Below are 26,376 nucleotides of genomic sequence, written 5' to 3'. Positions count from 1 at the left end.
AAGGAGGACTCCATGCGAGTCCCCATGACCGAGTACCTGGTCATCGACCTGGACACCGAACGCTGGGTGTGCCGCGTCTGCGCTGAGGACATGGGCAGCGCGCACGGCAACTACAAGGAGGGGACCCTCGTCCACGACCGGGACCCCCGCGAGATCCACCAGCCGATCATCGACCCCGAGCGGTACGAGTTCACCTTCTCCCCGGACCCGGAGTACTGCCGCATCCTTGAGTACTACTGCCCCGGCTGCGGCACCCAGATCGAGACCGAGTACATCCCGCCGGGTCACCCCCCGACGGTCGACATGCTCATCGACGTCGCCGCGCTCCGGGCGCAGTGGGAGGCGCGCGGTGTGGACCCCGAGGAGGTTCACACCTACGGCCCCGGCAGCGACGCCCAGAAGCACACCGCCGCCCTCCGGGCCATCGGCCACATCCGCTGACCGCGCCGCGCGCACACGACACCCCAGGGACACCCATGAAGCGCATCTCCGTCGACATCGGCGGCACGTTCACCGACTGCTTCTTCGTCTGGGACGACCAGTACGTCGAGGCCAAGGCCCTCACCACCCACCACAACCTCGCCCTCGGCTTCAACGAGGCACTCGACCTGGCGTGCCGGCGGGCGGGACTCGACCGGGGCACCGTCCTCCAGGAGGTCGACTCGGTCCGCTACGCGACGACCCTCGGCACCAACGCGCTCATCGAGCGCAAGGGTCCCAAGGTCGCCGCGATCGTCACCCATGGCTTCGAGGACACCATCCCCCTCTCCCGCGGCCGCGGTTACGGCGAGGGCCTGGACTACTCGATGCAGCAGAACCTGCCCGCGGCCGAGCGGCCGGAGCCGATCGTGCCGCGCCGGATGATCCGCTCGGTCAGGGAACGCGTCAACTCCGCCGGGAAGATCGTCGCCCCCCTCGACCCCGAGGACGTCCGCGAGGTCGTGCGCGAACTCGTCGACGCCGGGGCGGAGGCGCTCGTCGTCACCCTCGTCAACGCCACCGAGAACCCGGTCCACGAACTCGCGATCCAGGAGATCGTCCTCGAAGAGTTCCCCGCCCACGAACTGGGGGCCATCCCCGTCCTGCTCGGCCACCAGGTCTCGGGCCGCAAGGGCGAGTACGTCAGGGCGACGTCGACGATCATCGACGGCTTCCTTCACGAGATCATGTTCCACGCGCTGTCCCAGCTGTCGAACAACCTGCGCGACTCCGGCTACGACAAGCCGATGCTGGTGATCCACAACTCCGGCGGCATGGCGCAGATGAACTCGACCGACGCCCTCCAGACGATCCACTCCGGCCCGATCGCCGGTGTCGGAGCCGCCGAGCACCTCTCGAAGGAGACGGGGCTCGGGCACGTCATCTCGACCGACATGGGCGGTACGTCGTTCGACATCGGCCTCGTGCCCGAAGGCGGCGTCAAGCACTACGACTTCCTGCCCACGATCGACCGGTGGCTCGTGTCGGTGCCGATGGTCCACCTCGACACCCTCGGCGCGGGGGGCGGTTCCATCGCCACGTACGACCGTATCCACGACTCGATCAAGATCGGCCCGGAGTCGGCGGGCTCGAACCCCGGCCCGGCCTGCTACGACCGCGGGGGTCTGCGCCCGACCGTGACCGACGCCGACCTCCTCCTCGGCTACCTGGAGCCGGACAACTACGCCAACGGCTACATCAGACTCAACCCGAAGCGCTCCCGGTTCGCGGTCGAGGAGACCCTCTGCGACCCGCTCGACATGGACGTCCTCGACATCGCGCGGGCGATCAAGGACGGCGTGGACGAACAGATGGCGATCGGCATCGGCAAGGAGTTGCGGGTCCGCGGCTATCTGCCGGAGGACTTCACGATGCTCGCCTACGGCGGCAACGGCCCGCTCCACGCCTGCGGCGTCGCCCGCCACGCGGGGATCAGGCGCGTGCTGGCGCCGCCGTTCTCCTCGGTGTTCTCCGCCTGCGGCGCCGGGAACATGAAGCAGCTGCACTTCCACGAGCGCGGCGTCCACGTGACGATGTACAACCCGACGACACGTCAGCTCTACGACGACTACGCCGAGTTCAACGCCGTGGTCGAGGAACTGGAGGCGCGTGGACGCGAGGACCTGGTCCGCCAGGGCTTCGCCGCAGAGGACGTGAGGTACCGCCTCGAACTCGACATGCGCTACGGCAACCAGCTGCTCACCCAGGCGGTGGCACTGGAGGACATCAACCGCATGAACGGCGTGGCCGACGTCCTCGCCATGATCAAGATCTTCGGTGACGTCTACAGCCACCGCTTCGGGGCGTCGAGTGCCGCCCCGGAGGCCGGCATCCGGTGCAACACCGTCCGGGTCGCCTCGTACGTCGACGGGGACGTCGTGAGCTTCGACTCCCTGGAATCCGGGGGAGAGCGCACGGTTCCGGCCGAGGGCTCCCGCCGCGACGTGGTCTTCATCGGCCACGACGACCCGATCAGCACGCCCGTCTACGACCACAGCGCGCTCACCCACGAGCACGTCGTCCCCGGCCCGGCGATCGTCACCACGGAGAACACGACGTACCTCGTCGAGCCCGGCTGGAGGCTCGAACCGACGCGCCAGGGTGCGGTCTGGTTCCTCCAGGACTGATCCGGCACCGACCGCCGCCCCGCCACGCGAAACAGAAGGAGCCGCTGACATGACCACCATCGACGACAGGCCGCCGACCTCCCTGACTCCGCAGGAGCAGCAGTGGGTCGACACGTTCATGGACGAGACGACCCTCTTCCTCGGCCCCGACCCGGCCATCATGCGCGACCACGGCATCGCGCCCAGGTCCACCCGAGAGGAGCGGGCGATCGTGGCCGGCGTCGACCGACTCCAGGTCGAGCGCATCCGCAAGCGCATCGCCGGCGCCCTCGACGAGGGCTACGAGATGTGCGAGGCGCAGGGAGCCGCGCCCGGCGCGAAGTGGGGCGACCTCACGACCGCCATCTACACCGCCGCCGGCGACGTCTCCTACCTCTCCTGCCACGGCGTCATCGCCTTCAGCGCGATCCTGCACCACCCGATCCGCTACATCATGAAGTACTGGAAGGACGAACCGACCGTCGGGATCCACGAGGGCGACGGGTTCATCCACAACGACGCGCGGTTCGGCAACATCCACAACACCGACCAGTCGATGATCATGCCGGTCATCAGGGACGGCGAGATCATCGCCTGGGTCGCCGCGACCATCCATGAGGGTGAGAACGGCGCCTGCGAGCCGGGCGGCATGCCCTCCGGTTCGGAGACGCCCTTCGACGACGGACTGCGGATGAGCCCCTTCAAGATCGTCGAGCGCGGGCAGCTCCGCCGCGACCTGCTCACCTTCCTCCAGCACTCCGTGCGCGACCCCAAGCTCCAGCTCGCCGACCTCAAGGTGAAGATCACCGCCGTACGCAAGATCATGGAACGGGTCGACAAGATCATCGACGAGGTCGGCGTCGACACCTTCGTCGCGGCCCTGCGCACCACGGTCGAGGACGTCGAGGTGGAGGTGCGCCGGCGGATCAGCGAACTGCCCGACGGCACCTACCGTTTCGACCAGTTCATGGACTCCACCCTGAAGGAGAACATCCTCATCAAGTTCGCCTGCAAGGTGACCGTCAAGGGCGAGCGGATGACCATCGACCTGCGCGGCACGGGCCCGGAGATCCTCAACCGGGCCATCAACAGCCCGCTCTGCTCGGTCAAGTCGATGATCATGCAGGCCATCCTGGCCTTCTGGTGGCCCGACCTGCCGCGCTGCACCTCGGCCATGAGCTGCATCGAGATCATCTCGGACGAGGGCACCTGGGCCGACGCCTCCTACGACGCGCCGATGGGGCAGTCGCTCCAGGCCTCGTTCCGCGGCTTCTCCGCCGCGCAGGCGCTCTACAGCCGGATGTCCTTCTCCACCCCGGAGAAGTACAGCAACGTCGTCGCGAACTGGTTCAACCAGATCAACACGTTCCTGTGGGGCGGAATCACCCAGCACGGCGACACGGTCGGAAACCTCTGCGCGGACCTCAACGGCATGCCGGGCGGTGCCAAGCCCTTCCGCGACGGCGAGGACGCGGTCTCCCCGCTCTTCTGCGCGATGGCCGACACCGCCGAACAGGAGGTCATGGAGGAGGAAGTCCCCTTCATGCAGCTCGTGTCCAAGCGACTCGTCCGTGACAACATGGGGTTCGGGAAGTTCACCGGCGGCATGGGGTACGAGATGATCGTCGCCGCCGAGGGCACCCCGCAGTGGGGCTTCATGACGGTGACCTCGGGGTCGAAGTTCTCCTCCATCTACGGCATGTACGGCGGCTACGGCTGCGGCACCTACCCGCTCGCCATGGTCAAGGGGACCAACGTCTACGAGCACATCCGCCGGGACAGCGGGAAGTTCGACCTGTCGATCGAGAAGGTCATGAACGATCGCCCCTTCGAGGACGGCCGCTACTCGACCTCTCACATGGGCCTTCAGTTCGACATCGCCAAGGACGGCGAGCTGTACATGATCAGCCAGGGAGCCGGCGGTGGTTACGGCGACCCCCTGGAGCGGCTCCCCGAGTCGGTCGTCAAGGACGCCGAACTCGGCCGGATCAGCCGGAAGGCAGCCGAGGAGATCTTCGGGGTGCGCTACGACGCGGAGACCTTCCGCCTGGACGTCGAGGGCACGCGGGCGGCGCGCGACGCCGCCCGCGAGGCCAGACTCCGCCGCGGCAAGCCCTATGCCGAGTTCTGCGCCGAGTTCGTCACGCCCGAGCCGCCGAAGGACCTGCACTACTACGGCTCCTGGGGCTCGGACACCGACGACATCACGGCAACGGTCTTCACCATCGACGGCCCGCGGCGGGTGACGGCCCCGCTCAAGGAACTCCCGATCGTCATGGTCCCCGACCGGCGCGAGGTCAGGATCGCCCGACTGGAGGAGCGGGTCCGCGAACTGGAGGACAAGCACGGCGAAGAGGTGCGCCGCAAGTCCTGACCCGCCGTGAACCCAGCCCGCTTCTCGCAACGCACAAGGAGTCAGCCATGAAGGCTCTCGTCTACCACGGCTCGGGCCGCACGTCGTGGGACACCGTCACGGACCCGGCGATCGAGGCGCCCACGGACGTCATCGTCAAGATCGACGCCACCACCATCTGCGGTAGCGACCTGCACATCCTCAGGGGCGACGTGCCCTCGGTCGCCGAGGGCCGCGTCCTCGGGCACGAGGGAGTCGGGACGATCGTGGCGACCGGGAGCGCCGTCACGACCCTGGCCGAGGGAGACCAGGTCATCATCGCCTGTATCAAGAACTGCGGGCGGTGCGGCAACTGCCGCCGCGGGCTCCACTCCCACTGCGCCGGTGACGAGGGGGCACCGGGCGTCGGATGGATCCTCGGACACCTCGTCCACGGCACCCAGGCCGAGTACGTCCGTGTGCCGTACGCCGAGACCTCGCTGCACAAGTTGCCCGAGGGGGTCACCCCCGCGCAGGGAGTGATGCTCTCGGACATCCTGCCCACCGGGTTCGAGATCGGCGTCCGCTACGGGCGCGTCAAGCCCGGCGACACGGTGGCGGTCATCGGCGCGGGGCCGGTGGGCCTGGCGGTGGCGGCCACGGCGGGGCTCCAGGGTGCCGCCCGGGTCGTCGCGATCGACGTGGACGACCACCGCGCCCGGCAGTCGCTCTCCTTCGGCGCCACCCACGCCGTGCACTCCGGGAGCAGCGACTGGCGGGACGAGGTGCTCGCGCTCACCGACGGGGACGGGGCGGACGTCGTCGTGGAGGCGGTCGGTATCCCGCAGACGTTCGCCATGGCGCTCGACCTGGTCCGTCCGGGCGGGAACGTGGCCAACGCCGGAGTCCACGGCAAGCCGGTCGAGCTGCCGCTCCAGGACCTGTGGATCAAGAACATCGCGATCTCCATGGGCCTGGTGAACACCGACACCCTGCCGATGCTGCTGCGGCTGGTGCGCGACGGGCAGCTGCCCGTGGACCGCTTCGCCAGCCACCACTTCCCGCTCGACCGGATCCTCGACGCGTATGACACGTTCGCGGACGCCGCCAGGACGAACGCCCTCAAGGTCGTCCTGGGCGGCTGACTCCGTCCGGCACCAGGTGGGGAGCCGGAGCCCGGCTCCCCACCCCTCGTCCGCGCCTCTCCCCGACCCCAGGAACGCCCCATGGCCATGGACTTCACCACCCTCCTCTCCGCCCCGCCCTCCGGCCGGCGGACCGCGCTGGTCGTCGACCACCAGCACTACGCCCCGGCGGTCATCCTCCAGGGCCGCCCCGTCCCGTGGACCGACCCGGTCGCCTTCGCGCAGTACACCGGACAGGTCCAGGGCCTGCTCCGACCCGACACCACTCTGCTGGATCTGGGCGCCTACTACGACGACGCCCTCGCCCGCGACGACACGCTGCGCGCCGGTCTGTCGGCCAGGCCGCGGACCGGGTACGCCCTGCGCACGCTGCTGGCCCACGAGCCCACCGCCGTCGCCGCTGTCGAGCTGGCCGAGGTCGTGGCGCGCGCCTCGGCCACGCCGCTCGTGGTGCAGATCCCCTCCCCGGTGCTCTGGCTGGCGCGGACCCACGAGCTCAGCGGCGCCGGACCGATCACGGACCTGACCGCCGATCACGCGGAGACCGCCGCGATGTACGTCGCGGACTGGCTGCGGCGGCTGGCCGCGCCGCCGGTCTCGTTGCTGCTGCTCGACGAACGCGACCCCCGCTCGGGCGAGTTGCCACAGCTCGACGACAGCGTCTACGCGCCCGTCGCCAACGTGACCGACCACTACCGCTGGGCGCTGGGCCGGCGGACCGGGCAGGGCGTGACGGTCGGCGGGTCCGGGCTGACCGGACCACGGATCCCGCGGGAGTTCTGGCACGGGGACGGCGCGGAGCCGCCGTCGGGTGACTTCCTCCTCGCCGACATCCCCGCGGACGCCGCGCCCGAGACCGTGCTCGCCCAGCTCGCCAAGCTCGACTGACCAGGAAGGAACCGACAGTGGACAAAGTGGTCGCCACCGCGGCCGAGGCCGTGGCAGGCATCCGGAACGGGGCGTCGATCGCCTCGGGCGGCTTCGGGGTCTGCGGTATTCCCGCCGTGCTCATCGACGCCGTCGTCGCGGCCGGCGTGGAGGGCCTGGAGGTCTTCTCCAACAACTGCGGAACCGACGGCGTGGGCCTCGGCAAGCTGCTCGACCGCGGCCGGATCCGCAGGATCGTCGCCTCCTACGTGGGGGAGAACAAGGAGTTCGCCCGGCAGTACCTCGGCGGCGAACTGGAGGTCGAACTCACCCCGCAGGGCACCCTCGCCGAGCGGCTGCGCGCGGCCGGCGTCGGCATCCCCGCGTTCTACACCAGAACCGGCACCGGCACCGCCGTCGCCTCGGGCGGCCTGCCGTGGCGGTACACCTGCGACGGCCGGGTGGCGATCGCCTCGCCGCCCAAGCCGACCGCCGAGTTCGACGGCACCTCGTTCGTGCTGGAGCGGGCCCTGCCGGCGGACTTCGCGCTGGTACGCGCGTGGAAGGGGGACCGGCACGGCAACCTGGTGTTCCGCAAGGCCGCCCGCAACTTCAACCCGGTGTGCGCCATGGCCGGCCGGATCTCCGTCGCCGAGGTCGAGCACCTCGTCGAACCCGGCGAGCTCGACCCGGACGCGGTCCACCTTCCCGGCATCTACATCGACCGCGTCCTTCCGCTGACACCCGGTCAGGTCGCGGACAAGGGCATCGAGCGGCTGACCACGAGGCCCCGCCGAAGCGCGGGGCGAGGAGCGTGACCATGGCACTGACCAGAGACCGGATGGCCGCCCGCGCCGCACGGGAGCTGAGGGACGGCGACTACGTCAACCTGGGCATCGGATTGCCGACCCTGGTACCCAACCACGTCGACGACGCTGTGGAGTTGGTGCTGCAATCCGAGAACGGGATCCTCGGCACCGGCCCGTACCCGTACCACGGGGACCAGGACCCCGACCTGATCAACGCCGGGAAGGAAACCGTCACGGTGCGGCCCGGCGCCAGCTTCTTCGACTCCGGCGCAAGCTTCGGGATGATCCGCTCGGGCCGGATCGACGTGGCGATCCTGGGAGCGATGCAGGTCTCGGCGCGGGGCGACATCGCCAACTGGATGATTCCCGGAAAGATGGTCAAGGGGATGGGCGGCGCGATGGACCTGGTGCACGGCGCCCGCAAGGTGATCGTTCTGATGGAGCACGTGGCCCGGGACGGCACCTTCAAGATCGTCGACAACTGCTCGCTGCCCCTCACCGGCGAACGCGTGGTCCAGCGGATCATCACCGACCTCGCCGTGCTGGACGTCACCGACCGCGGACTGCGTCTCGTCGAGTGCGCGCCCGGGGTCACCGAGGCCGAGGTCCGCGCGGCCACCGAACCCGAGCTGATCCCGGGTCCCGCGTGAGAACCGCGCTGCCGTCCGGTGCGCCTCCGTCGCCGTGCCGGACAACGGCGGCCACGACCTCGGACGGAGCGCCGGCCCGCCGACGCCCGGGAGCCACGGGTGGATCGCCGCGACCAGCACGTCGGCTTCGAACCGAACCGCGGGCTCGTCCCGGCGCGTTGGCCACCGCCCGGTGCGGCGTGCGACGGCCGGTCCCGCGTTCGACCGGATGCCGTGCCGTGTGGTCCCGCCGGTCGGCGTCATGCCAAGACCGTCCCCGCACCGCGGCTCCGCCCTGTGAGCGAGTGGCCGTCGGCGGTGCGGTGAAAATGATCCCTCGGCCCCGGGACCGGCCGGGCGGCGCCCTGGGGAACAACGCCGGCATCATGGACAGCATGTCGGCGCCCGCCGACGTGAGCGACGCCGAGTGGGAGCGGGTCATCCGCGCCGAGGCCGTCTGCCCCGGGGGCACCGCGACCGGCATCACCGGGGACGCCGACCGGACCGCGCACGGCCCGGCGGCGCTCGGCCCGCACTTCGTCAGCCTCGGCCGGGTGCCGCGGCCCGAGGAGCAGGCGGCGGTGATCCTGTTCCTCGCCTCGGATGCCGCGAGCAACATCAACGGCGCGATCCTGCCCGCCGACGACGGCTGGTCCGCGGCCTGACACAGCGTCGGCCGCTCGGCACGAGCCCTCGTGCGACGTGCGGGCGAGGGCGTCAGCCGGTGACCCCGAGCTGGCTCAGCAGGGTCGCGTTGTCCTCGATGTGCCAGTCCTCGACGATCTTGTCGGTGCCGGCGTGCTGGATGTCGATGGCGTCGAAGCGGACCTGCTGGCCCTTGCCGTGGACGCCGTCGAAGGTGCCGGTGAAGTGGCCGCGGAAGACCAGCCGAGCGGTGATCTTGTCGCCCGTGATCAGGAGGTCGGCCAGTTCACAGGTCAGGTCGGGGACGGCGGCGCGGAAGTTCTTCGAGGCGAACGCCGGGCCGGTCGGCCCCTGCGGTCGGCCGGCGGGCAGGGTGTTGTCCTTGAAGCGTGGGCCGACGGCGGCGTCGAGGTACTTCTGCTCCCCGGTGTTCCAGAAGGTGTACAGCTGCTGGGCCAGGTGCACCTCCTGGGAGGCGCGCCGCCTGCCGATCGAGCGGTCCACGGTCAGCGCCGCAGGCTGGACCAGGCCGGGCGTGCGGTCGATGAGGCTCCGCGGCGACGCCTGCGAACTCGGCTCGGCGGCCTGGCGGTGGTAGTCCATGGCGCCGACGGCCATACCGGCGCCGGCCGTGAGGGCCGCCGCGCCGACGAGGGCGGCGGCGGTGATGAGGATGGTACGGGTCAGCTTGTGCATGAGCGGATTCCTTTTGCTGTGCTTGATGCAACTGTCGTCGCTGTGAAGGGGGTTGAGGGCCTGCGGGCGTGGCCGGCGGCCGGCAGGCCCACTGGCGGACCGCTGGACGGAGCCGAGCCGAAACAGCCTTCGAGGCCGCCCCGTCCGGGGCGCCGGGCGGCGGATGGACGGAGGAGCTGTCGCCGGCCGCCCGGGTGCTCCGGCCCGTCTGGCGGTGAGGTGCTCAGCGGCGCGAGCCCGGCGCGGCGGAAGCGGCCCGGACGCAGAACGTGAGCTGGGCGCCGGCCCGACCTGGCAAGCCCGCCGCGCGAGCGGCGGTGCCCGTGGTGCCGGCGCGGGTACGGATCTCGTGCGGGGGCATGCGGGGGAGCCCTGGCAGGGAGGGTCAGAGCTGGCGCAGCGCGCCGCCGTCGACGGCCCACTCGGCGCCGGTGATCTGGCGCGCGAGAGGCGAGAGCAGGTAGGCGATGACCCGTGCGACATCGTCGGGGCTGCCGAGCCGGGCGGTGGGCAGGCGTCGCACCTCGCGGACGAAGTGGTCGATCGCCGCCTCCGGTTCCAGGTGGAACTGGGCGGCGAGCTGCTCGGCGAATCCGCCGGGGCCGTCCCACAGCCGGGTCCGGGTCGGCCCCGGCGCGACGACGTTGGAGCGCACCCCGCGCGGGCCGAACTCGGCCGCCAGTGTCTTGGACAGCGACAGCAGCGCGGTTTTGGCGGCCGCGTAGTCCACCAGCGGCACGTCCGGCATCCTGGCCGCCTCGCTGGTGACGTGGACCAGGGAGCCGCCGCGCAGGAGCAGGGCGGGCAGCGCGGCTCGGGTCATCCGCACCGCGCCGTGGAAGTTGAGCTCGAACGTGGCGTGCCACTGCTCGTCACTCACGTCCAGGAATCCGGTGCGGGAGTCCAGCCCGCCGACGTTGTTCACGAGTCCGTCCAGTCGCCCGTGCCGGGCGAGCACCTCCTCCACCACCCGTTGGGCCGCGCCGGGCTCGGTGAGGTCGGCCGCCAGGCCGCTGACCCGCGGGCCGAGGGCTTCGACGCCCTCGGGGTGGCGGGCCACGGCGACGACGGCGGCGCCCTCGGCCGCCAGCACGCCCACCGTGGCCTCGCCGATCCCGGCGGACGCGCCGGTCACCACCACGACTGCGTCATCGAGTCGAAGGTCCATCGGTCGGGCTCCTTTCAGGCGAGGCGGCCGCCGCCGTCGACGTGCAGCACGGTGCCGGTGACGTACGGGTTGTCGATGGCGTAGAACACGGCCTTGATCAGGTCGTCGGGGGTGCCGACGCGGCGGGCGGGGTTGCGCTCGGCCACCTGGCGCAGGAACGCCTCCTTGTCCGCGCCCAGCCCGTCCCAGGAACCGCTGTCGACGATGCCCGGCGAGACGGCGTTGACCCGCACCGGCGCGATCTCGACCGCGAGGGCCTGGACCAGGAAGGCCAGCGCGCCGTTGGTGGTGGCCATCACGGTCCGCGACGGGGCCGGACGCCACGCGGCCACACCGGAGAAGAAGGTGAACGAGCCGGCATCGGCGACCTGGTCGCCCAGATGCTTGGCCAGCAGCAGGGGACCGACCACCTTGGCGGCGAACGCGCGCTGGACGTCGGCGAGTTCGAGGTCCTTCAGCGGACCGTTGGCCGGCATGGCCGCGGTGGAGACCAGGTGGTCGAAGCGGCCGGCCCGCCGGGACAGGGCCGCGATCGTGGCCTCGTCGGCGAGGTCGACCGGGATCACCTCGGACGGCCCGGACAGCTCGCCGGCGGTCCACTCAAGCTTGCGCGGATCGGGACCGGCCAGGACGAGGTCGGCGCCGGCGGCGGACGCCGCCTGGGCGAGCAGGCAGCCGGTGCGGGAACCCGCGCCCACCACGACCAGGCGCTGCCCCTTGAGGAACGCGTAACGGGACATGGGAGTACTCCTTCGAGGTGTCGGGAAGAAACCGCAGCGCTGTTGCCCGCGGCGGTCACACCACGACCTTCTCCCGGGGCCACGGGATGAGTCCAAGTCTTGTTTTCACCTGGAGCGATAAAATTTCCTCATGGCAACGCTGCGGCAGCTCGAATACCTGGTCACCGTCGTCGACACCGGTTCCTTCACCCGCGCGGCCGAGCGACTGCACGTCACCCAACCCGCCCTCTCCCATCAGATCCGCGCACTGGAGAGCGCTGTCGGGGGTCCGCTGCTCGAACGGCTCCCGCGCGCGATCCGCCTGACCCCCATGGGCCGCGCGGTCCTTCCGCATGCCCGCGCCGCGCTCGCCGAGGCCGAGCGCCTGCACTCCGTCGCCCGTCGCAGTGCCGGACTGGACGAAGGCGAGCTGGAGGTCGCGACCGTGTACTCGGTCAGCCTCGGCATCCTCCCGCCCGTCCTGCGCGTCTGGCGCCGGCGGCACCCGGGGATACGCATCCGGCTGCACGAGTACCCGCATGCCGCCCAGCTCCAGGCAGCCATGGCCGCCGGCGGGGCCGACCTCGCCGTCGGCCCTCCACCGGCCGACTGGGAGGGACCGACCCGCGAACTCGGCGTGGAGGAGTTCGCCGTCGTCCTGCCCGCCGACGACCCGCTGGCCGACTCCCCGACCCGCACCATCGCCCTCGCCTCGCTCGCCGACCGCGCCTGGGTCCACTACTCACCCGGCAACGGCCTCGCCGACCTGCTCGACGGCGTCTGTCTCCGGGCCGGCTTCCGGCCCGAGGCTGCCATCCGCGCCGAACAGACCTCCGCCGTCCCGCTGCTCGCCGCCGCCGGCCTCGGCCCCGCCCTCGTCCCCGCCAACATCATCCCGCCCCACTTCGACGGTGCCGCGCTCCGGCCAGACCCTCCCATCCGCCGCACCCTCACGGCCTACACGCGCACCCGCCCCGACCCGCTGACCGTCGCCTTCGCCGACCACCTCGGCCACCAGGCCCGCCTGAACCCCCTCCACTTCCCGGATCGCGCACCGGAATAGCCGGCTGGGGCGGCGCACGAACGGTCGACAACGGCGGCGACCAGCCGGCCGGCGTGGTGCGGTGAGAGTCCGGCGGTGAGGTCGGTGAGCGCGTGGGCGGCCAGGAGGCGGGGACGGGCACCGAGACCGATGACGCGACAGCGGGGGACGACACGGGCCACCTTCCCGCCGACGACGGCGCGCCCGAGAGGATGTTGCGAACATGTCAATGCGTCCCTTACCTTTACGCGCGTCAACTTGACCTGAGCACCAGGGTGTTGATGGCACGCCCTGGACCGCAGCCCGTATCCCACCGCGACCAGCGCTCACCGAGCGTTCACGTTCTGACCGCCCCACCACCGACCGTCGACGGCACCACCACGGCCGGCCCGAGCGCTTCGCGGTATCCCTCCACACTCTAGGAGCACCATGTTCGCAGCCGCCCTCTCGCGGTTCAGATCCGGTAACAGCGGTACCGGCCCTCGCCGGACCCTCCTCCGGGCGGGCGGGCTGCTGGCCGCGGTCCTCAGCGTGCCGATCCTGCCCGGCACGGCCTCGGCGGCGGCCGCCGAAGGCCACGGGATCCCGGTGCGCATGACGCACCCGGAGCAGGACCATGCCGGATCGGGGCTCCAGCACCCGAGCGCGGGATCACTGGCGCTGACCGCGTCGGCGGCCGTCAGCACGGGCCCGGCCGGTCTCGACGTCAGCCACTACCAGACCAACGTCGACTGGACATCCGTCAAGAACAACGGCGCCGCCTTCGCCTACGTCAAGGCCACCGAAGGCACCAATTACACGGACCCGTCCTATTCCCAGCAGTACAACGGCGCGTACAACGCGGGACTGATCCGCGGCGCCTACCACTTCGCGCTCCCCGGCAACTCGACCGGTACCGTCCAGGCCGACTGGTTCGTCGGCCACGGCGGCGGCTGGACCGCCGACGGCAGGACGCTGCCGCCCGCCCTGGACATCGAGTACAACCCGTACGGGGCCACCTGCTACGGGCTGAGCCAGAGCGCGATGGTCTCCTGGATCCGGGACTTCAGCAACGAGGTGCACGCCAAGGTCGGTCGCTACCCGACGATCTACACCACCACCGACTGGTGGACCACCTGCACCGGCAACAACAGCAGCTTCGGAACCACCAACCCGCTGTGGATCGCCCGTTACTCCAGCAGCCCCGGCACACTGCCCGCCGGCTGGTCGACCCAGACGATCTGGCAGTACGCCGACTCCGGAACCTTCCCCGGCGACCAGGACACCTTCAACGGCACGCTCACGGACCTCCAGGCCTTTGCCAAGGGAAGCGGCTACACCCCACCGCCCACCGCCAGTTGGCCCACTGTGCAGCAGGGAGCCAGTGGTGAGCGGGTCAAGACCGTCCAGTACCTGCTCAACGCCCATGGTTCCGCGCTGACGGTGGACGGTTCGTTCGGGCCGGGGACCGACTCCGCGGTGCGTTCGTTCCAGTCCGCGCACGGCCTCAGCGTGGACGGCGTCGTCGGACCCGCCACCTGGCAGGCCCTCATCGTCACCGTGCAGCAGGGATCGTCGGGACCCGCGGTCCAGGCGGTGCAGAGCCAGCTCAACGCCCATGGTTCCGCGCTGACGGTGGACGGTTCGTTCGGGCCGGCGACCGACTCCGCGGTGCGTTCGTTCCAGTCCGCGCACGGCCTCACCGTGGACGGCATCGTCGGTTCGAACACCTGGCAGAGCCTCGTTTCCTGAGCTTCGGCACGCCATCACAGATGAGGAGATCTCTATGACACGGGCACGACACTCCGTCAGCGGCATCGACCGCCGCGCCCTGCTCCGGGGCGCGGCGGGGCTGACGGCCACGCTCGGCTTGGCAGGAGCCGTCAACCTCCAGGCGGCGGGCCGGGCATCGGCCTACGGCTGGTCGCGCACCCTCCAGCAGGGCGCCTCCGGATCCGACGTGGTGGAACTGCAGATCCGCGTCGGTGGTTGGGCCGCGTCCAGTGCCCAGCAGACCTATGTCGCCTGGGACGGCGACTTCGGCCCGGCCACGAACGCCGCCGTGCAACGCTTCCAGTCCGCCTACGGGTTGAGTGCGGACGGCGTCGTCGGTCCGCAGACGCAGAGTGTGCTCAACAGCCTTGAGTCCAGCGACGGTTCCACCGCCCACTTCGACTGGAGCGAGTTCTCTTCGCAGGACGGCTCCGGTTTCAGCGGTGGCAAGGTCGACGCCGCGACGGTCAAGGAGAACGTGCGCCGACTGATGTACAAGCTGGAGGCCGTGCGCAAGAAGGCCGGAAACAGCTCGATCACGGTCGACTCCGGCTTCCGCAGCATCGCGCACAACGCCGCGGTGGGCGGCGCGTCCAACAGCATGCACGTCTACGGCGTCGCCGCGGACATCGTCGTCTCCGGCTACAGCACCCTGGGGACCTACAGGATCGCCGAGACCTGCGGCTTCTCCGGCCTTGAGGCCTACACGCACTCGTGGCAGCACGTCGACAGCCGGGTCCAGTACCCCTCTTACGGCTCCGGCTCGTGGTGGTGGGAGAGCGGCGTGATGTGATCCGCCCGCTCCGGTACACCGGGCCCGTCCGCGTCGTCATGGCACGGACGGGCCCGCCGTCGATCCGGTCGGCGATGCGCCGGTTCAGGAGGTGATCGCCTCACGAGGGTCACGCGGCCCGGCACAGGAGGGCGGCGGCCGGTCGCCCGCCCTCCCGGCCTCCTGGTCACTCGTGCCGCAGGGCCTTGTGTCCCTTCCGCTGCCCGCGGACCGCCACGGCCACCTGGAGCGGATCCGAGACGGACTTCACCGTCATGCTCGGGAACTCCCCGCCGTAGCCGACCGTGTTGAGCGCGACGACCCGGTAGACGTACGACGAGTTCACCGATGCCGTCGGGTCGACGAAGGTGCGGGTCTCGTGGATGTTCGGCTGGTCGAGTGGCGAGGCGACGGTGCCGGCGTCGGACCACGTGGTGCCGTCACTCGACCGCTGGACGACGAAGGACGTCTCGTTGATCGAGTTGTCCTGCCACTGCAACTGGATCCGCGCCCCGGAGCCCGTGCCCACGACCGTGGACGTGAGCCCGCTCGCCTTCACGGGCGGCAGTGCCAGCGACTCGGGACGCATCATGTCCATCTCCTCATGGCTGAGGATGTGACAGTGGATCACGTACTCCCAGCCGAAGTTCACCAGCTTGTTGCTGATGGCCGCCGTCGGGTTGCCCTGCGGGTCGACGTTGTTGAACATCGACGTGTCACCGGGTGGCATCGCCGGGTCCAGCGGCCGCACGGAGTTCGGCACCTCGAAGGGCACGGTCGGCACGACCGGCCGCAGCGCGACGATCGTGTCCTCCAGCGGACTCATCCGCACCGTGTCCTTCCAGCCCAGTTCGTTGCCGTCCGGCCGGATGACGATGTTGTCCCAGGTGACCCGGTTGAGGAGTTGGACGTCGTACAGGTGGAAGTGGATCGGGTGTGTGTCCACCCCGTTGTGGGTGAACCGCCAGATCTGCGTCCCGTCCGCAGCGGATCCGATGGGCGTCACCTTCACGTCTCCCCTGGGGAGATCGGTGCCGTCGATCAGCTCGGTCTGCGGGTTGATGTACGGGTACAGCGTGACGTTCTGTCCGCCTGGCGTGGGTGGCTGCGCCTCGACGCCGAGGTTCGCCTCCATCCGGCCGAAGTCGTCGAAGGACGTCGCGTTCATCTCGTCGTGGATGGCCTTCGGTTGCAGCGGCATCGTCGTCTTGGCGGTGGGCGCCTTGAGCGTGTTGAAGCTGAACTTCGAGGTGTCGTTCACACGGACCAGGCCGTCGCAGGTGTTCACCGTCGTGTTGGTGACGTTGCAGTTGCTGCTGGCGGCGAAGGACTTGCCGTAGGCCGAGTTGTAGGCCGACTGGCCGACGATCACCGGGTTCTGCCCGGACTCGAAGACGCCGGAGCCGTCCGCGTGGTGTTTGAAGGCGGCCTGCAGCCTGGTCAGGTCGAAGGCCGGGGCCGGCGTGGTGTCCGCGATGGTCACCTGCATGACCGTGCGGGTGTTGGGACCGTACCCCGGCAGGATCTTCGGGGCGCCGGTCGGGCTGAGGTCGGGCGCGCCCGTGTAGTAGTCGTACGACGCCACGCGCGCCGGATAGGCCGCGGGCGCGTCGTTGTAGAGGATGAGTGTCTTGCCGGCGAACTTGGAGAAGTCCACCAGCACGTCGGCGCGCTCGGCCGGCGCCAGGGTCAGCGAGTGCTTGTCCACGTTGCCGACGTCGAAGCGGGTCGGGTCGGTGATCCAGGTCGTCGGCTGCTGACCGTCGATGACGGCCGGCGCCGGCAGGAAGCCCCCCTCGTTGGCGATCTGGACCCAGTCCGGGCCGGCGGCGTCGTTGTTGGAATCGACCGGGGTGGGTGAGACGTTGGGATCGGTCTGGGCGGCCTCCAGCTCGTTCGGTTTCAGCGCCACCTCGGTGGTGCCGTCACCCTGCTTCGGGTCGGCGCCGTACCACTGGAAGTTGAAGAACCGGTCGTTGGCGGCATTGAGCAGCCGCAGCCTGTAGGTCTTCGGCTGCAGCGTCACCTTGGGGTAGGCGACCCCGTTGACGATGGGCGTGTCGTTGAACTGCTCCATGCCCATCGAGACGTTCGGCGTGCCGGGGATCTGCTCCGGCTCGCAGTACGGCGCGGTCTGGTACTGCCAGGTCGACGGATCGTCCAGCTTGCACGTGGGCTCGTAGTACGGGTTCGCGATCGGCCCGTACTTGGCGTCGCCGGCCGGCGGCCAGAACCACGGCCCGTACATCCAGCGCCCGTACGAGCTCATGCCTGACGGGTCACCCGGGTTCTGCGCGGGCATGTAGACGTGGTGGTACCAGAAACTGCCCTTGGTACCCCAGCGTTTCGTGTTCCAGGTGGGGTCCTGGCCGTACGACACCGTCTTGCCGTTCGCGTCCTTCTGGTCCTTGAGCTGGGAGTCGTCCGGCACGAAGGTGCGGTCCTGGACGAGCAGCGGGAGGGTCGAATCGGCGTCGGGGATCGTGCCGTTGCCGACCAGCGCCTTCTCGGTGTCGTCGGTGATGGTGTAGCCGGCCGCCTCACCGGCGTAGACGTTCAGCCGGGTGATGCCGTAGGAGTGGTCGTGGTAGAACATCAGCCGGGCGCTCTGCTGGTTGGTGTAGTAGAACGTCGAGCAGCCGTCGTCCTTCGCCGCGCAGAGTTCCGTCCCGCCGCCGTCCGTCATGTCCGGCACGTTCTGGACGCTGACGCCCTGCGGCCAGTCCGTGTTCTCGCCGGCCGGGGTGATCCACTGGTGGGGGGTGCCGTCGCTGATCCACGGCGTGATGCCGCCGTGCAGATGCAACGTGGCCCGGTTGTCCTTGAAGCAGCCCGTCTTGTCGTTCGTGCACGCCGGATTGCGCACCTCGTCCATGACGGTGCCGTCGTTCTTCGGCGCGGGCATCGCCATCGGGCCCATGCCGGAGCCCATGCCGGTGCTGTCGACCGGCAGGAAGAGGTCACCGTCGGCGCCCTTGGGGAGCAGGTTGCGGAACACGATCCGCACCGGCCGGTCCTTGGTCGCGGTGATGACCGGGCCCATCCACTGCGGTGAGGTCACGCCCGTGTACGGCAGTTGCTGCCGGGTGCCGTCCGTCAACTCGTTGTAGAGCGGCACTTTGCGTCCGGGCACGGCGTCGGTCGACAGCTGGACATAGCCCCGCACCAGGGTCGGCGGCAGGTCCGAGGAGAACCGGGTGCGGTACTGCACGAGACCGATGACGTATTCGTCGGCCGGCTTGCCGCTGGTGGTGACGGACTCCGGCACCCCCAGGGGGATGAATTTCTCCGACGGCTTCGTCGACGGTTCCCGCAACTGTCCGACGTCGGGACAGCCCGTACCGTCCGCCTTGGGGTCGCAGGTCGTCGGCAACTGGTCCTGGAACTTCTTCATCCCGACCGAGAGGTAACCGGCCCCGGGGTCGGTCACCTTGACGGAACTGATCGCACCGACGCTCGTGCCGGCGTCCGCCGTGGCCCCGGAACCCTTGCCCGTCGGGTCCGTGACGGTGACGTCGGGCGTTCCGGTGTAGCCGGAGCCGATCGTGTCAGCGGTGAGCGCCAGGAGCTTCAGGCTGCTGGAGGCAGTCGCCGGCGTAGCGCCGGGAACCGGATCGGCCAGCGTCCCGTTGTGGATGCTGACGCCGGGTGCGCTGCTGTAGCCGCTGCCGGGGTCGTCCACGGTCACCTTGCGGACACTGCCGTCGGCGGCCAGATCCGCCGGGTCGACGTGGCCCTTGGCCACGGTGCCGTTGGGGTCGTCGGGAAGGTCGAAGTCCACGGTCGGCATGGTGTAGCCCGATCCGCCGTCCTTGACGGTCACGGCGTCCACCCCGCCGGAGGCGGTCGCCGCGGCACCGCTGCCGCCACCACCGGTGATGTCGACCGCGAAGCGGCCGTAGCCGCCGCCCCCCGCCGTGACGGTGTAATCGATCACACCCCCGCTCGACTGGACGGTGGCGCTGGCGGTCGCCGCCGTGGTGCCTCCGTCGACGGTGACGGACGTCGCACCGGCGACGTAGCCGTGGCCCGGCGCGGTCACGTCGATGCCGGCGATGCCACCGGTCTGCGGGTCCACCGTGGCGGTCGCCTCGGCGCCGGTCCCGGTGGTGGCCGGGGCCACCGTCGCCGCGAAGGAGTACGTGCGGTCCTGGGTCGGGTAGAGCGGGTACTCGCTCGAACCCACGGTCACCGTGCCGCCCTCGGCCGGAGGCACGTTGGTCGGCGGAGAGGTGCTCTTGTCGACGCCGGCCGGGTACATGAAGGCGTCGACGCCGGACGCCACACCGGTGTCCACCGGGATTCCCTGACCGTAGAAACCGATGACGTCGCCGGCCTTGACGGCGACGTCGGGGACGTCGTACGTCGCGACCTCCCCGTTCTTGGAGGCCGGCTCGGGCACCGTCTCCGGCCCGCTGTCGGCCACGACGGTGTACTGCTTCGGCGTGTCCGTCGGCCGCAGGACGTAGGCGTGGAAGAGGCCGCCCGCGGACCCCGTGGGGCTTCCCGCCGGGTCGACCTGGTTCCAGGTCTGGAAGCTCTTGAGGGTGCCCTTGGGCAGTGGAGAGCCGTCCAGGACGACGAACACCGGCCCGAGCTCGCCCGGCGGCGTCGCGTAGTCGGTCGCGTTCGCCCGGTCGACCAGCTTGTTCCCCACCGACATGGCGATGGACTTGATGACCACTTTGGCCTTCGACTGGGTGAGCGGGCTGTTGGCCCAGTTCGGCCAGGGGCCGAAGTAGTGCGGGACCTTCGTCTCGTCCGTCGGGCTGCTCGGCCCGCCGGCGGAAGCCGCCTGCGCCTGCTGCGCCGACGACGGCGGCAGCCCCACCAGGACCGCTGCTGCCACCGCCCCGACGCCGATCAGCGCGACCGTACGCCGTCCTCTTTTCCCCCGCGGCCTCGTCGCCTGTCGCATGAACACGCCTTCCTCCTCCCCTCGGTCACCCGTCCGCCGTCGCGAGCGGGTCCGGCCCCGATCGGCCCAGCGGGAGGCGGCGGGAACGAGTGCCCCGGGTCCCTGCCGCAGGCTGGTGGCGTGTTCCACGGGGCCGGGCGACAAGTGTGCGGTCGGCCGCCGAGCGCATGGTCGAAGATGACGCGACTCTCATCAAGCTGTCATGACGGCACCGCGAGGGCCCGGACCGCCGCCCGGGACGTTTCCGAACGCCTGGCGCCGTCGCTCCGCGTGCGGTCGTTTCCTGTGATGTCATGACACCCAGCCGTGGTGGGCGCCAAATCAGAACAATTCCCTCACCTTTGTGAAACCGCCTGCGCAGCGCCGGGCGTGGCCCTTAAAAAGGTTCGGGGGAGCTGTAGAGGGCGGTCCGGAGGGACGCCGTCGGGCACACGGCGGGGGGGAAGGCGGTGGGCCGTCATGGCTCGGCTGTTGGTGGTCGAGGACGAGGCGCGACTGCGCGCCTACCTCAGACGTACGCTCGGGGTGGACGGGCACCTCGTGGACACCGCGACGACCGGTCCGGAGGCCGTTCGCTGCCTGCGGGGCGGCGAGTTCGACCTGGTCGTGCTCGATCTCATGCTGCCGGGATTCGACGGTTTCGAGGTGATGCGGCGCGCCTTCGAACAGCGCCCCGACCAACGGGTGCTCGTCCTGTCCGCCGCCATGGACGTCGGAACGCGCGTCCGCTGCCTGCAGATCGGGGCCGTCGACTTCCTCGGCAAGCCCTTCGCGACCGCGGAGTTGGTGGAACGCGTCCGCACCAGGCTGCGCACGGCGTCCACCAGCGTGTCCCGGCGATGGCTCCATGTCGGGGACGTCACCCTCGATCTCGAACGGCAGGTGCTGAGCCTCGGCGGCAGGGACGTGTCCCTCTCGCACCGGGAGTTCATGCTGCTCGGCCATCTCATGCGGCGAGCGGGACAGGCATGCAGCAGGCATGAACTCCTGGCGAGCGTCTGGGGGTACGCCGACGACCTCGGGAGCAACGTGGTCGACGTGACGGTCCGCCGGATCCGCGGCAAGGTGCCCCGGCCGGTCATCGAGACGGTGCGCAACATCGGGTACGCGTTCAATGCCGGCTGAACGCCGACGTCTTCTCTTCGTCGGCTGGGTCCTCTTCGTGACGTGCAGTCAGCTGTTGCTGTTCGTCGTGCCCAGCCTGGAGACCGTGGTGTTCCACCTGGTGTGGGTGAGCATGTCCATCGTCTACGGCATCCAGGGCTGGTCGACCCGTCGTACGGCCGTCGTGCTGATCGCCGTCGCCCTGGTCACCGGAACAGCGCTGGGCGAGTTCGTCACACGGGGCTCCGCCGGCTGGGACGAACTCGCCGAGGTACCGCTGATGGCACTGGTGTTCCTCGCCATGGTCTGGCACGTGCGCCGGCGGGCCGCCGCCCTCGCCGAGATCCAGGGCCTCGTCGAGCGGGAGCGTCGCGCGCAGGACCTCAAGGAGCTGTTCGTGCGCACCTGCTCGCACGAGATGCGTACGCCGATCACGGTGGCCCGCTGCTACGCGGAGATGGTGCAGAACGAACTGCCGGGCCCGCAGGGCAAGGAGGACCTCGACGTCGTGCTGGACGAACTGGACAAGCTCGGCCGCCTCGCCGGACGTCTTCTCGTCCTGGCCGACGCGTACGAGTCCACCGAGTTCGACCGGGGCCCCGTCGACCTCGGCTCGCTCCTGCGGCGCACGCTCCAGCGATGGCGGCCGGCCTCGGACCGCGACTGGTTCGTGGACGCGCCCTTCGTTCTGGTCGAGGGCGACGAGTCCCGGATCGAGGCCGCCCTCGACGCCCTGGTGGAGAACGCCGTGAAGTTCACCGGGGTCGGGGACGCCATCACTCTGCGCTGCCGGGCGACCCGCGACGGTGCCCTGATCGAGGTGGAGGACACCGGCATCGGTTTCGCGCGGTCGCGGGCCGACGACGAGAACGGCCTGCCATCGCCGTCGTACCGCTCCGGAACCGGGCTCGGCCTGGCCATCGTGCGCGCCGTCGTCGAGCGGCACGGCGGAAGCCTCACCGTGGACTCCGAGAGGCCGACCGGCTCGTTGCTCCGGATGCTTCTGCCCCCGCACCCGCCGGGCGGGGGAGCCGGCCACTGACCAGGAGCGCCGGCCGGACACGCTCGGCGCCGCGGTGCGCCCCGGGCCGGGCTGCGTCACGCGACCGGCCCCGAAGGCGCGGCGGACGTGCGGTCCGGTGGTGACCGGCGCGTGCTCCGGTACCTGTGACGTTCGAACCTTCGGGTGCGCTGGTACTTCAGGGCACTCCTGTGACGGTTGCGCCCTGTCCATGGCTGTGATGACTACTACCACGGGGATTTTGGGTGGGGCATGAGGACTGAACACAGAGGCGGGCGCGGTCGTCGTCGAGCCGGCCTGAAAACACGCACGTGGCTGGCGGTGGGGGCGGTCGTCGCCGGCGGCGGTGTGGCTGTGGCGACCGTCGCGATGGCCGGGTCGAGCGGCCGTGCAGGGGCGCCGGGGGCGCCGGGACCGGTCAGGACGCGTGTCCACTCGCTGTCCCTGACCGGGGCCGACGCGTCGCTCAAGTCGCTGGGGGCCCGGTCCACGGCTCCGTTCAGCATGGTGGGCGTCACCTGGAACGGTGCGCACGCCAAGTTGCGCGGCACGGTGGAGGTGCGGACCCGTTCCGCCGCCGACGGCCACTGGACGTCGTGGCTGAAGATGCAGCAGCCGGACGAACTGCCCGACGCCGCTGAGCTGAACCGTCCTGGTGTGCGCGGCGGGATGTCCCCCATGTGGTCGGGGCCGTCGAACGGCATCCAGGTTCGCGCGACCGGCGCGGGCAAGACTGCGGCGCTGCCCGCAGGGTTGCGGGTGGACCTGGTCGACCCGGGCAAGCCCGCCGCCGGCGGGACGCAGGGTTCCGGCATGGGCCTGGCGGCATACGCCCTCGACGCGACCGCCACCGATACCGCGACGGCCACAGCGGGCGGCGACACCTCGGGCGCCCCGGCCGCGACGGACTCCGCGTCGCCCACAGACTCGGCGTCGCCCACGGACTCCGCGTCGCCCACGGACTCGGCGTCCGTCTCGCCGTCCCCCGGGTCCACCGCCTCGGCTTCCGTCTCCGCCTCGCCGGGCGCGTCCCCGACGTCCTGGCCCAGCCAGCTTCCGTCGCTGTCCCAGGCGTACCCGTCCTGCACGACCTCCTCGGGCAGTCCGTCGCCGTCGGCGTCGCCGGCCCCGCCGGACCCGATGCCGGCCGCGACCACCTCGACGGTGGCACCGCCCACCGTGGTCACCCGGGCCGGCTGGGGCGCGGACGAGTGCGCGCGGGAATCTGGTTACCCGACGTACGGGTCGGGCGTGAAGGTGATGTTCGTCCACCACACGGACACCACCAACGACTACTCGTGCGCCGACTCCCCGGCGATCGTGCGCGGCATCTACGCCGAGCACCTCAACCAGGGCTGGCGCGACCTCGGGTACAACTTCCTCGTCGACAAGTGCGGCACCGTCTTCGAGGGCCGCTTCGGCGGAATGGCGCTGCCGGTCGTGGGCGCCCAGACCTACGGGTTCAACACCAACAGCATGGGCGTGGCCGCCATCGGCACGTACACCGACCTCAGCGGTGGCGACTCCACGGCCAGCACCTTCCCCGGGGCCGCGCCGAGCCAGGCGATGCTGGCCTCCATCGCCCGCATCGCTGCCTGGAAGTTCGGCATGACCGGTGTGAACCCGGGCACCGGTACCGCGTCGCTGCCCGAGGGCTCCTCCGACAGTTATGGCTTCACCCTGGGCAACAGCTACAGCTTCGACGTGATCTCCGGGCACCGTGACGGCTTCGCCACCGACTGCCCCGGCAACCAGCTCTACAACGCCCTGAGCACGATCCGCTCCTATGCGGCAGGCCCGGTCGGTCCGGTCTCCGTCACCGGGATGTCCGGCGGGGCGGCCAAGTCCGGGACGAGCTACTACACCAAGGGCGCGGCCACGGTGAGCTGGACGACCGCCACGCCGTCCGCGGTGATCTCCGGCTTCGACGTCCTGGCCGACGGCAAGGCCGTGGCGCACACCTCCGGCTCGGCCCGTTCCGCCTCGATCTCTGTCGCCGCCGGCAATCACAGCGTCCAGGTGCGCGCCACCCACGTTCGCGGGACCACCACGCTGTCCGGCTCGCTCACCCTGGTCGGCGACACGACCGCGCCCACCTTCCCGACCGCTCCCGGCGTGAAGGTACGCACCGGCACGGCGAACTCCACCGCGGTCCCGGTCACGGTGACCTGGAAGGCCGCCGACAACGCCGCGCTCGCCAAGGTCATGGCGACGTCGCCGTCCTCGGCCACCTTCGGTCCGACGGTGACGTCCTGGAACACCGTCGCCAAGCCCGGATCGTCGGACCTGTTCGCCCTGAAGGCGTACGACGTGGCCGGCAACACCGCGGGTGCCTCCGTGTCCCGGACGCCGACCATCATCCAGGAGACCTCCACCACCCGTACCGGCACCTGGACCCACCGGAGCGGCACCAGTTACCTGGGCGGCTACTCCTACAGTTCCTCGTCCGCCAACGCCTCGATCAGCTGGACCTTCACCGGACGCTCGGTGGCCTGGATCGTCTCGCGGGCCTCCACCTCGGGCCAGGCGTACGTCTACGTCGACGGCACCAAGGTCACCACGGTGGACCTGAAGTCCTCGACCACCCAGTACCGCCAGGCGATCTGGACGAAGACCTGGTCCAGCTCCGCCAAGCACACCCTGAAGATCGTCGTGGTCGGTACCTCGGGCCGTCCGACCGTCACCACCGACGGCATCTCGACCATCGGCTGACCGGCAGCTCCGCCCCACGCGGCAGCCCTGTGCCACGGACTTCCGACGGCACAGGGCTCCTGCGGGCACACCCGGCTCGGCCGTCCTGCCGGCAGCTCGGCTTGCTGTGTCCGGCTTGTCAGTCCCACCAGAAGGACCAGAGGGGAGAGTTGACGAGTGAGGCGGCGTGGTCGGGGTAGGGGACGGTGCCGTCGTTGACGTTGTCGGCGCCGGTCAGCACGTGTTCGAGGGCGACGTGGGCGGCATGGTCGGCGTCCCGGGGCGGGCGGGCGACGGAGACGTGGATCATCGCGCCGTCAAAGGCGACGACCCGCGCGCCGAAGCGGTCCTCCCAGCTGCGGAGCAGGGCGCACAGCAGGGGCAAGGGCGCTTCCGCGTGCCGGCCCATGACCGCGGGTACGTCGGCGGAGCGGGTGGCCGGAACCAGGGCCAGGTGAGGCTTGGGCAGCGGGCACGGGCCGGTCATGAGCCGGGAGACGGCGGTGCGGGCGGCGGTGTCGGGGTCGGCTCCGGCCAGGGAGGTGATGCCGGCCGCCAGGCCGGGCCAGCGGTCGAACGGCGCCCCGGGGTCCTCGTCCCAGGGTTCGACGTCCTCTGGCAGGTCCTCGGGTTCTCGCGGCGCCGCGAGCCGCCTCAGCTGGGAGGCCCGATAGGAGTGCCAGTCCCGTTCCAGCACATCGTGAAGGTCCAGTGCGTCGACGGCCGCGAGGGCGGTGGGCCGCCCAGGTCCGTACGGGGCGGAGACGAGCAGGGGCCACAGCCCGGTTTCCTCGCGTGCACTCTGGCAGTGCGTCCACGACCCCGCGGGATCCGAAACCGGCTCCGCGGACAGCCACATGCGCGGTGGCGGGACGTCGCCTCGGGCGACTTCGGGGAGCCCACGGCCCGGCGGAAGCCCATCGGGCAGTGACGAGAACATGCGCGCACGGTAGCCGCGCTCACTGACACCGCCCGTCCGGACCGTCGCTCATGCGCTCGTCGTAGCCGGTGGTGGGGTCGACGACGCGACCGGCGGCCCACCAGTTCTCCCTGGCTGTCTCGTTGATCGTCATGAGGATGTCCTCCTCGGGGACGTCGGCGAACAGCCCGAGGTTGTCGACGATCGCCTGGAACAGTTCGGCCTTCTGCTCGGCGGTGCGGTGGTTGAAGGACAGCTGGATGAACATGGCGCGCTCGCCGCGGCGCAGGCCGAACACGACCGGTTGCATATGGAAGTTGTCGGGCGAGACCTCGTGGAAGACGTGGAACTGGTCGTCTTGGGGGACCTTCAGGACGTCGACCATCGCCTGGTGGATGCCCAGCGACACATTCCGGCGGTACTCGGAGGTGGTCCCCTGGCGCAGATAGACGTTGATCAGAGGCATGATCTACTGACTTCCTTTTCTCGGTTCTTTTCCGGGTGGTTCTGGGGTGCTCGTTCAGGCCCTCCACGCTAGGAACGCGGGGGGTATTCCGCCAGC

At 70.4% G+C, this 26,376-nt stretch carries 19 protein-coding genes and 1 pseudogene; 14 read left to right on the top strand and 6 right to left on the bottom strand.

Annotated features, from left to right (window positions below; genetic code table 11):
* Positions 1-12: 12 nt before the first annotated feature.
* From ACWDD7_RS29505 to ACWDD7_RS29470, 8 genes and pseudogenes are all read left to right on the top strand, one after another.
* The gene (locus tag ACWDD7_RS29505; protein ID WP_351872184.1) at positions 13-441 is read left to right on the top strand and encodes an acetone carboxylase subunit gamma; all 429 of its coding nucleotides are present in this window, start codon (positions 13-15) and stop codon (positions 439-441) included.
* Between the two features lie 35 nt (positions 442-476).
* Positions 477-2,606, top strand: a complete 2,130-nt coding sequence (locus ACWDD7_RS29500) for a hydantoinase/oxoprolinase family protein (RefSeq protein ID WP_450459636.1) — start codon at positions 477-479, stop codon at positions 2,604-2,606.
* A gap of 49 nt (positions 2,607-2,655) precedes the next feature.
* Positions 2,656-4,959 carry a hydantoinase B/oxoprolinase family protein gene (locus tag ACWDD7_RS29495; protein WP_450459635.1) on the top strand — a complete coding sequence of 768 codons (2,304 nt, stop codon included), beginning with the start codon at positions 2,656-2,658 and terminating at the stop codon, positions 4,957-4,959.
* 47 nt (positions 4,960-5,006) lie between these two features.
* Complete coding sequence (locus tag ACWDD7_RS29490) at positions 5,007-6,062, top strand: zinc-dependent alcohol dehydrogenase family protein (RefSeq protein ID WP_450459634.1); 1,056 nt, start codon at positions 5,007-5,009, stop codon at positions 6,060-6,062.
* A gap of 81 nt (positions 6,063-6,143) precedes the next feature.
* Positions 6,144-6,950 carry a hypothetical protein gene (locus ACWDD7_RS29485; protein WP_450459633.1) on the top strand — a complete coding sequence of 269 codons (807 nt, stop codon included), beginning with the start codon at positions 6,144-6,146 and terminating at the stop codon, positions 6,948-6,950.
* Positions 6,951-6,967: 17 nt separating this feature from the next.
* On the top strand, positions 6,968-7,747 hold the full coding sequence (locus ACWDD7_RS29480) for a CoA transferase subunit A (protein ID WP_351872169.1): 780 nt from the start codon (positions 6,968-6,970) through the stop codon (positions 7,745-7,747).
* 2 nt (positions 7,748-7,749) lie between these two features.
* Positions 7,750-8,388, top strand: coding sequence for a 3-oxoacid CoA-transferase subunit B (locus tag ACWDD7_RS29475; RefSeq protein ID WP_450459632.1), 639 nt, complete (start codon positions 7,750-7,752; stop codon positions 8,386-8,388).
* Positions 8,389-8,732: 344 nt separating this feature from the next.
* A pseudogene (locus ACWDD7_RS29470) lies at positions 8,733-9,032 on the top strand (SDR family oxidoreductase); the annotation flags it as partial.
* Between the two features lie 52 nt (positions 9,033-9,084).
* Here ACWDD7_RS29470 and ACWDD7_RS29465 read toward each other — a convergent pair.
* From ACWDD7_RS29465 to ACWDD7_RS29455, 3 genes are all read right to left on the bottom strand, one after another.
* A complete protein-coding gene (locus ACWDD7_RS29465; protein ID WP_450459631.1) occupies positions 9,085-9,708 on the bottom strand; it encodes an ester cyclase in 624 nt (207 codons plus the stop codon).
* Positions 9,709-10,093: 385 nt separating this feature from the next.
* Positions 10,094-10,876 (bottom strand): SDR family NAD(P)-dependent oxidoreductase, encoded by a 783-nt coding sequence (locus ACWDD7_RS29460; RefSeq protein ID WP_450459630.1) that lies wholly within the window; start codon positions 10,874-10,876, stop codon positions 10,094-10,096.
* 14 nt (positions 10,877-10,890) lie between these two features.
* On the bottom strand, positions 10,891-11,616 hold the full coding sequence (locus tag ACWDD7_RS29455; RefSeq protein ID WP_450459629.1) for an SDR family oxidoreductase: 726 nt from the start codon (positions 11,614-11,616) through the stop codon (positions 10,891-10,893).
* Positions 11,617-11,746: 130 nt separating this feature from the next.
* Here ACWDD7_RS29455 and ACWDD7_RS29450 point away from each other — a divergent pair, with 130 nt between their 5' ends.
* The 3 genes from ACWDD7_RS29450 to ACWDD7_RS29440 all read left to right on the top strand — a co-directional run bounded on the left by ACWDD7_RS29450 (position 11,747) and on the right by ACWDD7_RS29440 (position 15,182).
* The gene (locus tag ACWDD7_RS29450) at positions 11,747-12,658 is read left to right on the top strand and encodes a LysR family transcriptional regulator (protein WP_351872154.1); all 912 of its coding nucleotides are present in this window, start codon (positions 11,747-11,749) and stop codon (positions 12,656-12,658) included.
* A gap of 408 nt (positions 12,659-13,066) precedes the next feature.
* Positions 13,067-14,368 carry a GH25 family lysozyme gene (locus tag ACWDD7_RS29445; protein ID WP_351872151.1) on the top strand — a complete coding sequence of 434 codons (1,302 nt, stop codon included), beginning with the start codon at positions 13,067-13,069 and terminating at the stop codon, positions 14,366-14,368.
* Positions 14,369-14,402: 34 nt separating this feature from the next.
* Complete coding sequence (locus tag ACWDD7_RS29440) at positions 14,403-15,182, top strand: D-Ala-D-Ala carboxypeptidase family metallohydrolase (RefSeq protein ID WP_351872147.1); 780 nt, start codon at positions 14,403-14,405, stop codon at positions 15,180-15,182.
* A 166-nt stretch (positions 15,183-15,348) separates the two neighbouring features.
* On the opposite strand, the gene ACWDD7_RS29435 is transcribed toward ACWDD7_RS29440, so the two are convergent.
* Positions 15,349-20,079, bottom strand: coding sequence for a multicopper oxidase domain-containing protein (locus ACWDD7_RS29435; protein ID WP_450459657.1), 4,731 nt, complete (start codon positions 20,077-20,079; stop codon positions 15,349-15,351).
* A 459-nt stretch (positions 20,080-20,538) separates the two neighbouring features.
* Here ACWDD7_RS29435 and ACWDD7_RS29430 point away from each other — a divergent pair, with 459 nt between their 5' ends.
* The 3 genes from ACWDD7_RS29430 to ACWDD7_RS29420 all read left to right on the top strand — a co-directional run bounded on the left by ACWDD7_RS29430 (position 20,539) and on the right by ACWDD7_RS29420 (position 24,916).
* Positions 20,539-21,204 (top strand): response regulator transcription factor, encoded by a 666-nt coding sequence (locus ACWDD7_RS29430; RefSeq protein ID WP_351872144.1) that lies wholly within the window; start codon positions 20,539-20,541, stop codon positions 21,202-21,204.
* A complete protein-coding gene (locus tag ACWDD7_RS29425; protein WP_450459628.1) occupies positions 21,194-22,225 on the top strand; it encodes a sensor histidine kinase in 1,032 nt (343 codons plus the stop codon). The genes ACWDD7_RS29430 and ACWDD7_RS29425 overlap by 11 nt, the downstream gene beginning before the upstream one ends.
* A 333-nt stretch (positions 22,226-22,558) precedes the next feature.
* Positions 22,559-24,916: a peptidoglycan recognition protein family protein gene (locus tag ACWDD7_RS29420; protein ID WP_450459627.1), complete on the top strand. Its 2,358-nt coding sequence runs from the start codon at positions 22,559-22,561 to the stop codon at positions 24,914-24,916.
* Between the two features lie 118 nt (positions 24,917-25,034).
* Here ACWDD7_RS29420 and ACWDD7_RS29415 read toward each other — a convergent pair whose 3' ends face one another.
* Positions 25,035-25,592 carry a DUF4253 domain-containing protein gene (locus ACWDD7_RS29415; RefSeq protein ID WP_450459626.1) on the bottom strand — a complete coding sequence of 186 codons (558 nt, stop codon included), beginning with the start codon at positions 25,590-25,592 and terminating at the stop codon, positions 25,035-25,037.
* Between the two features lie 262 nt (positions 25,593-25,854).
* Complete coding sequence (locus tag ACWDD7_RS29410) at positions 25,855-26,280, bottom strand: tautomerase family protein (RefSeq protein ID WP_450459625.1); 426 nt, start codon at positions 26,278-26,280, stop codon at positions 25,855-25,857.
* Between the last annotated feature and the right edge of the window lie 96 nt (positions 26,281-26,376).

The organism is Streptomyces sp. NPDC001056 (genome assembly GCF_053598955.1).
The sequence above is the reverse complement of the archived record's forward strand: the minus strand, read 5'-3'. Positions and strand labels throughout refer to the sequence as shown.